Source organism: Arthrobacter sp. AOP29-A2-19, assembly GCF_058138025.1.
This window is the reverse complement of record NZ_CM176894.1, coordinates 89,331-101,685: the sequence shown is the minus strand read 5'-3', so window position 1 is coordinate 101,685 and position 12,355 is coordinate 89,331. Positions and strand designations below refer to the sequence as shown.

Here is a 12,355-nt window from a genome sequence, read left to right as displayed (position 1 = left end):
CAGACAAGTGTGTCTTATGGCGCGCGGTCGACGCTCCCGGGCGCCTACGCTTAAGGCATGCTCTCCCCGTCCAAGAAAATGCTCCTTCCCGCCCTCCTCGCGATCGCCGGCCTTGGCCTCACCGGGTGCGCCCAGGCCGAGGAGGCCGCACGGGACGTGGCCAGCGGCGCGGCGGGCCAGGCCGGCGAGGCGGCGTCCGAGGCCGTCAACGCCGGCCGCGACGCCTTGGTCGACCAGCTGTGCAAGCCGGTGGAGGACGGGAGCCTGAGCACCGAGGAGATCCGCCTGCTGGGCGGCCTGCTCGACGCCGGACGCGCCGCCGGCGTACCCGCCGAGATCCTCGACCCGGTTCAGGGCATCGCGGACGCCGGCGACCAAGGCGGCACGGAAGCCTCCGCAAAGCTGGTGGAGTCCCTTCGAGACGGCTGCGCGAAGTCCGGCCAGCAGTAGGCGCGGAGCCCGGGTTCAGCCCGTGTGGAAACCGCTCAGGTCGCCGCGTGGTGTTTGCCAGACCACGTCGACGGTCGCCACACGGCCGGGCGTCGGCCCCGTTTCCAGCCACGCGACCAAGTCGTCCAAGGCGGCACGGGGCCCCTCGGCCACCACACGGACCGAACCGTCGGGTAGGTTCACGGACTCGCCCACCAGCCCCAGGTCCACGGCCGTGTTCCGCGCCGTATAGCGGAATCCGACACCCTGCACCCGGCCCGTCACCGTCGCCTCGACCCGCGCGGTGGCGCCGCCCCCGCCTACCTCCACCGCACACCGTCCTCGGTGAACTCCCTGATGCGGTGGTCGATCATCCGGCCCAGCAGCCGAACGGGCACGGGCTCGGTGTACGGGAGCTGGATGGACCCCTTCCCGGTGGTGCGGCCGCCCAGTTCGGGCACGAAGGCCTCCAACGTGGACGGCGTGACGACGAAGTTGGCGTGGCTCTTGTGGCCGCTGAAGACGAACAGGATGGTCTCCACCCAATACGCCGGATTCCCCCACTTCAGGCCCTCCGTCGCGTGCGGCGCATGGAGGCGGCTGAGCTCGCGCAATTCGCGCAGGCGAGCTCGCGCTTCGGCTGGAAAGGAGTCGATGTACTCGTCCACCGTCTCCGGTTTGCTGACCATGCGACCAGTGTGGCACCAAGGCAGAGGCGGATCGAGGGATTCGCGCCGGGCGCCGCGGCGGACGGCGGTGCCGGCTATCGTGACCGCGCCGCCTCTCCCGACAACTCGATCGCCGGAACGTCGGCAGCAAACCCGAAGACCTTGGCGTAGAAGGCAAGGGTGAGTTCGTGGGCGCGGACGATGTTCTCGGCCTTGCGGAAGCCGTGCTGTTCTCCCTTGAAGACCACGTAGGCGTGCGGGATTCCCTTCACCGCCAAGGCATCCGCGAACGCCTGCGACTGGCTGGGCGGAACCACCTTGTCCTCGTCGCCCTGCAGCAGCAGGACCGGGCAGTCGAGTCCGTCCACGTGGTTCACCGGCGCGCGGTCGCGGTACAGCTGGCGGGCCGCCGGCCACGGACCAACCAGCCCCTCCATATACCGGGACTCGAAGTCGTGCGTGTCGGTGACCAGCGCCTCGAGGTCGGCCACTCCGTAGCGCGAGACGCCGGCGTCGAACGTGTCAGTCAGCGTCAGGCACGCCAACGCAGTCCAGCCGCCCGCCGATCCGCCCTCGATGGCCAGCCGGTTGCCGTCCGCGATTCCGGCCGCCACTAGGCCCCTCATCACCGCAACCGTGTCCGCTACGTCGACGACTCCCCACTGCCCCTTCAGCCGCTCCCGGTAGGCGCGGCCGTACCCCGTCGATCCCCCGTAGTTCACGTCCACCACCCCGATCCCCCGGCTGGTGTAGTACGCGACGCCCATCGAAAGCCCCGCGTGCGCCTGCGACGTCGGTCCGCCGTGCACAAGGGCGACGAACGCCGGCAACTCGCCCTTCAGGCCGTCGTGGCCGGACAGGCGCGGCTCGTAGACGTGCGCGTACACGGACGCCCCGTCGTCGGCCGGAAATTCCATGGACCGTGCCACGGGGAGCACGCCCGGGTCCGGGCGGTCGGCGAGCGCCAGCCGAACGGTGCGCACCGAGCCAGAGGCCAGGTCGATCAGCCGGATGCCGTCTCCATCGACCAGCGACGTGGCGCCAACGAGTGCCTCGAACGACGGCGCCGCGGGCGCGGGCCCGCCGGCGGGAGGCGGCGCCGCGGCGGGAGGCCCGCCGGCGGGCGGCCGGGGCGGCGTGGCCCGAACGGCGTGGGGAATGGCGCGGGTGAAGGGAAGGTCGAGGTCCGTCAGTTCTCCTGCCGCGACGTCGAGGATGCCCAGCCGCATGCCGTGCGTGCCGTGGGAGACAAGCAGGCGACCGGAGTCGAGCACGCGGTACCAGCCCGTGCCCACGTTCCACAGCGGCCCGGCGAACTCCTCCTCCCGGGGGCAAAGAGCGCGCGGCTCCGCATCCAGCGGATCCTGGCCCGTCACGCCCTGGGAGTACACGTTCCACCATCCGGACCGGTCGGAGACGTAAGCAAGCGTGTCGGCGTCGAGCCACTCGGGCTGCAGCACGGATTCGTCCACGGCCCCGGCGACGTCCCGCACGTTCTCGGCCGTGCCCTCGGCCGTCAGGTCCGCGACGCGCAGGACCGTCCCGTCCCACGGCATCTGCGGGTGTTCCCAGCAGATCCAGGCAATGCGGCGGCCATCCGGGCTCACGCGTGCGCCCGCCACAAAGCGCGACGCCGGAACCACGCGCCGCAGGGCGGAGGCGTCCGTGGCGGCGGACCCGTCTAGCGGCACCGCCACAACGTACCGGGCGATCCCGCCCCCGCGGTGGTCCTCGCACTGGGCCAGAAGCTCGCCCGGAAGGGATGACGGCGTGAACTCGGCGAACCGCAGTTCGGGATCCGCATGCTCGGGCGCGGGTGTCAGCGGGACCGGCAACCCGCCCTCGGGATCCACGAGGTGGACCCGCTGGTCCGCGAAGTTCACGAACACCAACCGGTCCCGGCCGTCGATCCGGACGGAGGCCCACGCGGACCCGCCGTACTCGTTGACCCGGCTGCGTACGTTGAAGGGCGCGGCGACGAGCTCGCGGGTGACGCCGTCGAGTCCCGCCGGGCCCGCGACCACCGTCAGCCGGCCCCCCTCGGCGGGCCTGCCCTCCAGCCACCACAGCTCGTCTCCGGAGAACGCGGCGGCGCCGATCGGCGTGGTTCCCGCGGCCACCTGGCGCGCGTTGATCGGGGACGGCCAGGAACCATACGGGGCACGAATCGTCATGGCGCGAGCCTACCGGCTTGTAGCCCGCGCTCCCGCTCGTGCAGAATGCACGCATGGCTACCTTTGCGGTGTTTCTGCGCGGCATCAACGTCGGCGGCGTCAGGATCGCCATGCGGGACCTCCAGCGTGTCCTGACGGGCGCCGGCTTCCGGAACGTCACCACGCTGCTGGCATCGGGAAACGTGGTGTTGGACGCCGGGACGGACGACGTCGGCGAGGTGAAGGAAGCCGTGGAGGCCGCACTCCGCGAGGGCTTCGGATACGAGGCGTGGGTGATCGTCAAGACGCCGGGGCAGGTCGCCGCCGTCATCGACGGGTACCCCTTTGTGGCCCCCGACGACGGCGTGGCGCGGCACGCGTACACGGTCCTGACCACCGGCGCCAAGACGGTTCGCGAGGCGGTGGACGCCTGTCCGGAGCCCTCCCCGGAGGAACGCTTTCAGGGTGCAGGCGACGTCCTCTATTGGGAGGTGCCCAAGGGAAGCACCCTGGATTCGAACCTGGCCAAGCAATTGGGCCGCGCCCGCTACAAGCCGCTGGCGACCACGCGAAACCTCAACACCATGCACAAGGTCCTGGCCGAATGCGCGTCCCGGGCGTCCTAGCCTGAACGGCGCCTCGGCGTCGGAGCGTCCTCGATCCTGCGCGGGCCGTTGATCATGGCCGCGCCGACGAGCAGCACCACCAGGCACACCGCCAGCATGGAGAACGAGGCGCCCCACCCGTCGGTCGCGTCGTGGACGACGCCGAAGAACAGCGGGACGACCGCGGCGCCCGCGTAGCCCAGCCCCTGGCTGAACCCGGACAGGACGCCCGACCCGTAGGTGGTCCGCGAGCGCAGATTCATCATCAGCAACGCCATCGCGAACGTGCCCTGGCCCAGCCCGGCGAAGGTCATCCAGACCCACGTTCCAGCCGTGGGTGAGAAGTAGTTGCCCGTGTGGCCCACCACCCAGCAGGCCACAAAAAGTCCGACGGCGATGATCGGGTGGCGCAACCGCGGCACCCAGAGCGGCACGAGGAGGCTGACCGGCAACCCCAGGATGGCGAAGTAGGCCAGGGCGCTGCCGGCCGCCGCCGGGTCAAGCCCCTGGGAGATCAGGTACGGCGGCAACCACGTGAAGTAAACGTAGGTCTGCGCGGAGTTCCCGGCCAGGAAGATCGCCAGCCCCCACGCCACCGGCGACCGCCACGGGTTCAGCCGGTCCGCCCGCGGGACGGCCACGGCGGCGGGCCGAGGATGGGTGCCATCGGCGCGGTGCCGCTTCCGGTCCCCGAGCAGTTGGATCGCCCATGGGACGGCCACCACGGCACTGGCAAGCGTCCAGAACACGATGGAGAAGCGCCAGTCCACGGCCTCGGCGAGCGGGACCGCGAACTGGGGACTCATGGCCGTGCCGATGGCCAGCATGGTCACGTAGCCGGCGGTGACGGCGGCCATGCGGTCCGGGAAATAGCGTTTGACCAGCGGCGGAAGGACCACGTTGCCGATCCCGTAGCCGGCCATGGTGACGGCCGAGAGGGCGAGGAATGGGACAACGGAGTCCACCGTTGCGCGGCCAAGCTGGCCCGCGATGGCGAGGACCACGGCACCGAGCAGGACCCGCTCCAGGCCCCAGCGGGCGATCAACCGCGGCGTCGCCAGGCCGAAGGCCGCGAACACGATCGGCGCCAGCATGGCGAGGACACCGATGCTGAACGCGTCGAAGCCCAATTCCGGGCCGAGCGTCCCGAGCAGCGGGGGTACGGCGACGACGGCGGCACGCAGGCTCAGGGCCATCAACAGGATGCCGAGCAGCGCCCCGATGCGCCCCCGCCACGGCTGGCGGGGCAGTCTCAGCGCCACCTCAGCTGCCGGACTTCAGACGGTCGACTTGGCGGAGCAGGTGTTCCAGGGAACCGGTCTCCGGCCCGAAGTACGACGTCGGCATGGTCGAGTGGTAGTACAGTCCCTCGCCGATCAGCATGATGGCCTCGGCCGCGTGCCGGTCGCCGACCTCGCGATGGATCAGGTCCAGCCAGCCCCGGTGCACGGTGTCCAGCGCTTCCATCGCCGCCGGGGACGAGCCGGCCGCCATCCGCAGCACGGCGGCATAGCTGGCGTCCAAGACGGAACCGGTCTGGACGGAGGTCCGAACGAAGTAATGGGACGCGCCTTCCTCGGCCGCGGCCATCGTCTCCAGGTCTTCGCGCGACGCCTGCAGGAGGCGTTCGATCACGGCCTCGGCGAGGGCGTCCTTGGACTTGAAGTGGTACAGCAGTCCGCCCTTGGACACCCCGGCAAGCGCGGCGGTGGCGTCCATCGTGGCTGCGCGCTCGCCGTCGCGCCGCAGCAGTTCGCAGTAGGCGTCAAGGATCTTCTCCTTGGCCGCAGGTGGTCTGGACATGCCTGAAACTCTAGCCCGGCCGCCGAGGTTGACCGGAATCGTGCTGTGGCGAACGTCATCGGCCGCACCTCGTCAACTATACCGTCCAGACGGTACAGTTATGGACGGGCCGCCCGCCCGCACACCGAACCTCTCCACAGGACACAGCGATGACCATTCACCCGTCCCGGCCACAGCACGCCACGCCGCCCGGCACCCGGATCCGTTTCGGCGGGCCCCATCCGGCGCGCCCCGACCACCCCGGGCGCGCCGGGCGCGCCCGCCGATGGTTGGCCCTCGCCGTCCTGATGTTCCCCGTGCTGCTGGTGGCCGTGGACAACACGGTGCTGAGCTTCGCCGTGCCCGCACTTTCCACGGCGTTGGCGCCCACCGGCGAACAGCTGCTCTGGATCATCGACGTCTATCCGCTGGTGCTGGCCGGGCTCCTCGTCCCGATGGGCAGCCTGGGCGACAGGATCGGCCGCCGGCGGCTGCTGCTGATCGGCGGCACCGGGTTCGCCGCCGTGTCCGCGGCCGCCGCCTTCGTTCCCACCGCCGAGGCCCTGATCCTCTCCCGGGCACTGCTCGGCGTGTTCGGCGCCATGCTGATGCCGGCGACGCTTTCGCTGATCCGCAACATCTTCACCGACGCCTCCGAGCGGCGGACGGCGATTGCCGTGTGGGCCGCGGGCTTCTCCGGCGGCGCGGCCCTCGGCCCCATCGTGGGCGGCTGGCTCCTCGAGCACTTCTGGTGGGGATCCGTCTTTCTCCTGGCCGTGCCGATGCTCCTGCCGTTGCTGGCGCTGGGGCCCTTCGTGGTCCCCGAGTCCCGGGACCCGCACCCCGGCCCACTCGATCCCGTCAGCGTCCTGCTCGTCGTCGCCACGCTCCTGCCTGTCGTCTACGGCATCAAGGCGGCCACGAGCGCGGACTCGGCGCTGTGGCCCGCCGCGTCAATCGGGCTGGGACTCGCCGCCGGCGTTGTGTTCGTGCGCCGCCAACTGCGCCGCGCCCATCCCCTGCTGGACGTCCGGCTCTTCCGCAACCCGGTGTTCGCCAGCGCCCTGTCCGTCAACCTGCTGAGCATCTTTTCGCTGGTCGGCTTCATCTACTTCCTGTCCCAGCACCTGCAGCTCATCGCCGGGAAGTCGCCCGTGGAGGCCGGGATGCTGATGCTCCCCGGCCTGGCGCTGACGGTGACCTCCGGGTTCGCGGCCGTGCCGCTGGTCCGGCGCTTCCGCCCCTCGACGGTCATGGTGACGGGGCTCGGGCTGAACGCCGTGGCCTACGGAATCGTGTTCGCGCTGGGGCAGACCGGATCGGTGGCCGCCCTGATGACGGCCTTCGCGGTGCTGGGCGCCGGCGTGGGGATGGCCGAGACCATTTCCAACGACCTGGCCCTCTCCGCGGTGCCCCCGGCCAAGGCCGGCGCGGCGTCGGCCATCTCCGAGACCGCCTATGAGGTGGGCTCGGTGATGGGCACCGCGGTCCTCGGAAGCATCCTCAACGCGGCCTACAGCAGCGGCCTGCGCGTTCCGGCGGAGGTCGCCGCGGCCGACGCCGAGCGGGCCCGCGAAACGCTCGGCGGCGCGGTCGACGTCGCCAACACCCTGCCGGCCGAGTCCGCCGAGACCGCCGGCGCGCTGTTGGAGTCCGCCGCCCACGCGTTCGACGCGGGGGTCACGGTGACCTCGGCGATCGCGGTTGTGCTGACGCTGGCCGCCGCGCTGATCGTCGCCCGGTGCCTGCGCCCGGAACGCGAGGGCGCCGCACCGGCCGCTCAGACGTTGAGCCGGTAGCCACGCTTGATGACGGTCGCGATCAGCTTTCCCTCCGGGAGGGCCTGGCGCAGCCGGCTCACGGCCATGTCCAGCGCGTGGTCGCCCTGCCCCTCGGGCAGGATGGCCACCAGGTCGCAGCGCGGCAGGACGGCACCCTGCGCGTCGGCGAGTGCGCGGAAGAGGGCCAGCTGCGAGGTGCTCAGTTCGCTGCGCGTCCCGGCGAGCTCCACCGCGTTGCCGCGGACGCTGCACTGGCCCAGCGCCGTCTCGAACCGGTGCGTGCCGCGGCCCGAAAGGTGCTCGACGATCTGACGGATCATCGCCCCCATGCGGAAACGTTCGGGGATGAGCGGCTGGATGCCCGCGTCGAGCAGCGGCTGCGCCGTCACCGGCCCCACCGCGGCCGCCGTCAGCGTGGACTGGAACGCCTGCACCAGGGGCCAGTAGCGGTCGCGCGCCTGGGCGGCGCTCCACAGGGCGTCGACGGCCGGGGCGGACGTGAACGTCATAACGTCCAGCCCGCCGGTGCAGGCCGCCTCGATCAGGCGCTCCACCTTTTCCTCGCTGTCCGCGGGAGCGACCCAGCGGTACGGGGAAACCGTCAGCACGGTGGCGCCGGCCGCGCGCAGCCGCTCCAGCCCCTCCAGGTCCGCGTAGCCGTGCAGTTGGACGGCGACCGTCTTGCCGGCGACGCCGGCGTCGATCACGTTCTGGACCAGCGTCGCCGTGCGCTCGTCCTCGCTGATGCCCTCGTCGTTGAAGCCGGCGGCCCGGACGGCGCCTCGGGCCTTTGGACCGCGCACGTGGATGCGGGTGGTCTCCAGCACGTCCGCGAGGTCCTCGCCCAGCCCGTGCGCGTCCGCCGCCTCGATCCAGCGGCGCATGCCGTAGGCCGTGGTGACCAGGAGGTAGTCCGGGTCGGCGGCGATGATGGCCTCCGTCTCGGCGACCAGCTCGGCGTCCTGGGCGACGGGCTCGATCTTCAGCACGGGGGCATGCAGCACGGTGGCGCCGCGGCGCACCAGCGCGTCGATCAGGTCCTCGGACCGCCGGTCCGACGTGACGCCGATCCGGAAGCCGTCCAGCGTCAGCTCACCCGGGATCCCGGGGACCACGCTCATCGCCCGGCTCCAACGGGAAATCCGGCGACTTCGGCGGCCTCGACCGCGCCGCCCACGGCCACCACGTCGCCGATGACGACGACGGCCGGGGAGGCGCAGCCCGCCCGCCCCGCGGCGAGCACCAGTTCGTCGAGGCGGGCGACCGTGCTGCGCTGGGTGTCGCTGAAGCCCCGCTCCACGATCGCGGCCGGGGTCGCGGGGTTCAGCCCGTGCCGGAGCAGCCCCCCGACCGTTTGCGGGAGCGTTCCGACCCCCATGAGGATCACGATGGTGCTGCGCAGGCCGGCGAGGTGCTCGAGCTCCGACTCCCCGAACGGCTCGTGGCCGGACGCGACGGTGAACATGCGGCTGACGCCGCGGTGCGTGACGGGGATTCCGGACGCGCCGGGAACGGAGACTGCGCTGGTAATGCCGGGCACCACGGTCACGGGGATTCCGGCGGCGACACACGCCGCCACTTCCTCGCCCCCGCGGCCGAACACGAACGGGTCACCGCCCTTGAGCCGCACCACGGCCTTGCCCCCAAGCGCCGCCTCGACGATCAGCGACTCGATTTGCGACTGCGGCACCTTGTGGTGCCCCGGGAGCTTGCCGACGTCGACCAGCTCGGCTCCTGGCGCGAGCGACGCCACCGTCCCGTAGGGACCCAGTCGGTCGTAGAAGACGATGTCGGCGCGGCCGAGGGCCTCGGCCCCGCGCACGGTGACGAGGTCCGCGGCGCCCGGCCCGCCGCCGACCAGCGTCACCGTGCCCGTGGTGGGCGCCGCGGGCTCGCGGACCATCATCAGGCGGCGCTCTCGGCACAAGGCGGGCAGGATGTCCCAGCCGGGCCGCCCGTCGTCGACCGCCACCAACAGGCTGGCGCGTCCAAGCGTCGGCGCCAGCGCGCCGAGATCGGACGGCGCGACGGCGCTGCGAACGTCGGCGCCCAGCGCCTTATAGCGGGCCGTGGCCCGGCGCGCGGCCTCGAGACCTCCGCAGACGAGAACCGTGTGGCCGGCCAGTTCCAAGGTCCCGGCGATCACGAGGCGGCCCCCGTCGGCGCTCCCACGGCCGCGTCCCGCGGGCCCACGGGAATCGTGTCCCCCAGCGGGACGGGGCCGGAGGGCCGGCGCTGGCCGCGCTCCTCGACGTACTCCAGCGACGTGTCCTTCTGGTCCGGCGCGTTCACGAACGAGCGGAAGCGGCGCAGCCGCTCGGGATCGGCCAGGGTGGCCGCCCACTCGTCCTCGTAGGCGTCGACGTGCCGCGCCATGGCGGTCTCCAGGTCACCGCCAAGGCCCAGGGAGTCCTCGACGACGACGGCGCGGACGTGGTCGATGCCGCCGTCGAGGTCCTCCATCCAACGGGCCGTGCGCTGCAGCCGGTCGGCCGTGCGGATGTAGTACATCAGGTAGCGGTCGATGTACTTCAGCAGCGTCGCGTCGTCGAGGTCCTTGGCCAGGAGCTGCGCGTGGGCCGGGTTGGCTCCGCCGTTGCCGCCGACGTAGAGGTTCCAGCCGTCGGCCGTGGCGATCACGCCGACGTCCTTGCCGCGGGCCTCGGCGCATTCGCGGGCACAGCCGGAGACGCCCATCTTGAACTTGTGCGGGGCCCGCAAACCCCGGTAGCGCAATTCCATGGCGATGCCCATGGCGACGGAGTCCTGGACGCCGAAGCGGCACCAGGTGGATCCCACGCAGGTCTTCACGTTGCGCAGCGATTTGCCGTAGGCCTGCCCGGACTCGAAGCCCGCCTCGACGAGTTCCTTCCAGATGTCCGGCAGCTGCTCCAACCTGGCGCCGAACATGTCGATGCGCAGGGCCCCGGTGAGCTTCGTGTAGAGGTTGTACTTCTCCGCGACGCGGGCGATCACTCCGAGCTTCTCCGGGGTGATCTCGCCGCCGGGGATGCGCGGGACCACCGAATACGTGCCGTTCTTCTGCATGTTGGCCAGGGCGCGGTCGTTGGTGTCCTGCAGCCCGCCAAGGCCGCCGTCGAGCGGGTAGCCGGAGTGCTGGGAGGCGAGGATCGAGGCGATCGCCGGCTTGCAGATGTCGCAGCCGAGCCCGGTACCGAAGCGCTCCATGATGGCGTCGAAGGACGCGAGCTCCGCCAGCTGCACTGCCTCGAACAGCTCGGCGCGGGAGAGGGCGACGTGCTCGCACATGGCCTTGGAAACCTCGACGCCGCCCTTGACCAGCTCCCTCTCGAGAAGCTTCTTGAGCATCGGCACGCAGGACCCGCACTGGGTTCCGGCGCGGGTGCAGGACTTCAGCCCGCCGAGCTCCTGGACGGGATCCTTGCCCTCGCACGTCCCGCAGCCTCCGACGGCGTCGCGGATGGCACCGGCCGCCACGTTGTTGCAGGAGCACAGGATGGCGTCGTCGGGCAGCTCCGTGTCCGGGGCGTCTCCCCCGCCGGCGGCGGAGAGGTACGCGCCGGGCTCTGCCGGCAACTCGCGTCCCAGCAGCGGGCGAAGCGAGGTGTACGGGGCGGCGTCGCCGACGAAGATGCCGCCGAGCAGCGTCTTGGCGTCGTCGGTGACAACGATCTTCTGGTAGACGCCGCGCGCCGGGTCCGCGTACACCACCTCGAGCGCCCCGTCGGCCTTGGCGAAGGCGTCCCCGAAGCTCGCGACGTCGACCCCGGAGAGCTTCAGCTTGGTGGCCGTGTCGAAGCCGCCGAAGGACGCGTCGCCGCCGGAGAGCCGGTCCGCGACGATCTCGGCCATCGTGTTGGCGGGGGCGACCAGGCCGATGCACATGCCGCCGAAGTTGGCGACCTCGCCCACCGCCCAGACGTTCTCGACGTCGGTCGCGCAGCGTTCGTCGATGACGATGCCGCCGCGGGCGCCCATCCGGAACACTGGGACGAAGTCCTCGTCGCCCAGCTCGTCGGCCGACTTGCCCGCCGCGGCGGCGGCCTCCTCCTTGGCGCGCCCGTTGAGGGTGCGCGCGATCTCGTCGCGGGGGCGCACGCCGATCGAGACGACGACCATGTCCGCGTCGATGATGCGGCCGTCCGCCATCTCGACGCCGACGACGCGTGCCTCGCCGTTGTGCTCCTCCGTCAGCACCGCCTTGGGGTAGACGCCACCGTGGACCTCCAGCCCCTTCGCGGCAATGAGCCGGCCCATGGCCTGCCCCGCCCCCTCGTCGAGCTGCGTGCCCATCAACCACTTGCCACCGTCGATGACGATCGGGTTGGCGCCGAGCGACTGCAGGCCGGCGGCGGCCTCAAGCCCCAGCAGGCCGCCGCCGATGGTCACGGCGTTGACGGGGCGCCCCAGCCGCGCGCCGAGTTCGGCCACCTGGGCGTTGATGGCCCAGACGTCCTCCAGCGTGCGGTAGACGTGTGTGTGTTCGTTGCCCGGGATCGGGAGCGTCGCCGCGTTGGAACCGGTGGCGAGCACCAGTTCGTCGTAGGCGAAGCGACGGCCGTCCTCCGTGACGACCTCCCGCGCGGCGATGTCCAGGTCCACCGCGCGGGCGCCGGTGACAAGGGTGACGGCGCCGTCGTCCCACAGGCCGCCGGCGAGCGTGAGGTCGACGCCGGGCTCGGTCAGTGCCTTGCTCAGGGCGACGCGGTCGTAGGGAAGGTGCGTTTCCTCCGTCAGGACCGTCACGCGGGTGCCTTCGAGTCCGCGGGCCGCGATGGCCTCCGTGAAGCGGTGCGCCGCGGGGCCGCCGCCGACGACCACGATTCGGCGGACGCCGTCCGTCGATTCGGTGGTGGTGGTCTTGCCGGATGCTGTGCTCATGGTGTCCTCGCTTGTGTTCGTCGTGGGCGTCCCGTGGGCCGCGGCGTGCCTTGCCGGTCGCGGCGCCGGGGGCG

Annotated in this window: 11 protein-coding genes; 3 read left to right on the top strand and 8 right to left on the bottom strand. The window is 71.6% G+C overall.

The window, feature by feature from the left end; genetic code table 11:
- The first annotated feature begins 57 nt into the window (after positions 1 to 57).
- The gene (locus AC3ZJJ_RS00495; protein ID WP_489893318.1) at positions 58 to 450 is read left to right on the top strand and encodes a hypothetical protein; all 393 of its coding nucleotides are present in this window, start codon (positions 58 to 60) and stop codon (positions 448 to 450) included.
- Positions 451 to 465: 15 nt separating this feature from the next.
- On the opposite strand, the gene AC3ZJJ_RS00490 is transcribed toward AC3ZJJ_RS00495, so the two are convergent.
- The 3 genes from AC3ZJJ_RS00490 to AC3ZJJ_RS00480 form a co-directional block, all read right to left on the bottom strand.
- Positions 466 to 759: an acylphosphatase gene (locus tag AC3ZJJ_RS00490; RefSeq protein WP_489893317.1), complete on the bottom strand. Its 294-nt coding sequence runs from the start codon at positions 757 to 759 to the stop codon at positions 466 to 468.
- Positions 750 to 1,118, bottom strand: a complete 369-nt coding sequence (locus AC3ZJJ_RS00485; RefSeq protein ID WP_489893316.1) for an iron chaperone — start codon at positions 1,116 to 1,118, stop codon at positions 750 to 752. Before AC3ZJJ_RS00485 ends, AC3ZJJ_RS00490 begins: the two co-directional genes overlap by 10 nt.
- A gap of 74 nt (positions 1,119 to 1,192) precedes the next feature.
- Positions 1,193 to 3,271: a dipeptidyl-peptidase 5 gene (locus AC3ZJJ_RS00480; RefSeq protein ID WP_489893315.1), complete on the bottom strand. Its 2,079-nt coding sequence runs from the start codon at positions 3,269 to 3,271 to the stop codon at positions 1,193 to 1,195.
- 53 nt (positions 3,272 to 3,324) lie between these two features.
- Between AC3ZJJ_RS00480 and AC3ZJJ_RS00475 the strand changes: the two genes are divergently transcribed.
- Positions 3,325 to 3,876, top strand: coding sequence for a DUF1697 domain-containing protein (locus tag AC3ZJJ_RS00475; protein ID WP_489893314.1), 552 nt, complete (start codon positions 3,325 to 3,327; stop codon positions 3,874 to 3,876).
- On the opposite strand, the gene AC3ZJJ_RS00470 is transcribed toward AC3ZJJ_RS00475, so the two are convergent.
- Together AC3ZJJ_RS00470 and AC3ZJJ_RS00465 are read right to left on the bottom strand one after the other, a co-directional pair.
- Positions 3,873 to 5,117 carry an MFS transporter gene (locus AC3ZJJ_RS00470; protein WP_489893313.1) on the bottom strand — a complete coding sequence of 415 codons (1,245 nt, stop codon included), beginning with the start codon at positions 5,115 to 5,117 and terminating at the stop codon, positions 3,873 to 3,875. The two genes, AC3ZJJ_RS00475 and AC3ZJJ_RS00470, sit on opposite strands and share 4 nt — an antisense overlap.
- A 1-nt stretch (position 5,118) precedes the next feature.
- The gene (locus AC3ZJJ_RS00465; RefSeq protein WP_489893312.1) at positions 5,119 to 5,658 is read right to left on the bottom strand and encodes a TetR/AcrR family transcriptional regulator; all 540 of its coding nucleotides are present in this window, start codon (positions 5,656 to 5,658) and stop codon (positions 5,119 to 5,121) included.
- A 149-nt stretch (positions 5,659 to 5,807) separates the two neighbouring features.
- Between AC3ZJJ_RS00465 and AC3ZJJ_RS00460 the strand changes: the two genes are divergently transcribed.
- Positions 5,808 to 7,436: an MFS transporter gene (locus AC3ZJJ_RS00460; RefSeq protein WP_489893311.1), complete on the top strand. Its 1,629-nt coding sequence runs from the start codon at positions 5,808 to 5,810 to the stop codon at positions 7,434 to 7,436.
- On the opposite strand, the gene AC3ZJJ_RS00455 is transcribed toward AC3ZJJ_RS00460, so the two are convergent.
- From AC3ZJJ_RS00455 to nirB, 3 genes are read right to left on the bottom strand one after another with little or no spacing between them, the layout of a single operon-like run.
- On the bottom strand, positions 7,418 to 8,539 hold the full coding sequence (locus tag AC3ZJJ_RS00455) for a uroporphyrinogen-III synthase (protein WP_489893310.1): 1,122 nt from the start codon (positions 8,537 to 8,539) through the stop codon (positions 7,418 to 7,420). The two genes, AC3ZJJ_RS00460 and AC3ZJJ_RS00455, sit on opposite strands and share 19 nt — an antisense overlap.
- Positions 8,536 to 9,564, bottom strand: a complete 1,029-nt coding sequence (gene cobA, locus AC3ZJJ_RS00450) for a uroporphyrinogen-III C-methyltransferase (protein WP_489893309.1) — start codon at positions 9,562 to 9,564, stop codon at positions 8,536 to 8,538. Before cobA ends, AC3ZJJ_RS00455 begins: the two co-directional genes overlap by 4 nt.
- Entirely contained in the window at positions 9,561 to 12,281 is a 2,721-nt protein-coding gene (nirB, locus tag AC3ZJJ_RS00445) for a nitrite reductase large subunit NirB (RefSeq protein WP_489893308.1), read from the bottom strand. Before nirB ends, cobA begins: the two co-directional genes overlap by 4 nt.
- Positions 12,282 to 12,355 lie beyond the last annotated feature (74 nt).

Excerpts from the sequence above, each read along its gene's own strand:
- AC3ZJJ_RS00485 (WP_489893316.1), bottom strand. The coding sequence starts at position 1,118 with ATGGTCAGCAAACCGGAGACGGTGGACGAGTACATCGACTCCTTTCCA.
- AC3ZJJ_RS00495 (WP_489893318.1), top strand. The coding sequence starts at position 58 with ATGCTCTCCCCGTCCAAGAAAATGCTCCTTCCCGCCCTCCTCGCGATC.
- AC3ZJJ_RS00455 (WP_489893310.1), bottom strand. The coding sequence starts at position 8,539 with ATGAGCGTGGTCCCCGGGATCCCGGGTGAGCTGACGCTGGACGGCTTC.
- AC3ZJJ_RS00465 (WP_489893312.1), bottom strand. The coding sequence starts at position 5,658 with ATGTCCAGACCACCTGCGGCCAAGGAGAAGATCCTTGACGCCTACTGC.
- AC3ZJJ_RS00480 (WP_489893315.1), bottom strand. The coding sequence starts at position 3,271 with ATGACGATTCGTGCCCCGTATGGTTCCTGGCCGTCCCCGATCAACGCG.
- AC3ZJJ_RS00460 (WP_489893311.1), top strand. The coding sequence starts at position 5,808 with ATGACCATTCACCCGTCCCGGCCACAGCACGCCACGCCGCCCGGCACC.
- nirB (WP_489893308.1), bottom strand. The coding sequence starts at position 12,281 with ATGAGCACAGCATCCGGCAAGACCACCACCACCGAATCGACGGACGGC.
- AC3ZJJ_RS00475 (WP_489893314.1), top strand. The coding sequence starts at position 3,325 with ATGGCTACCTTTGCGGTGTTTCTGCGCGGCATCAACGTCGGCGGCGTC.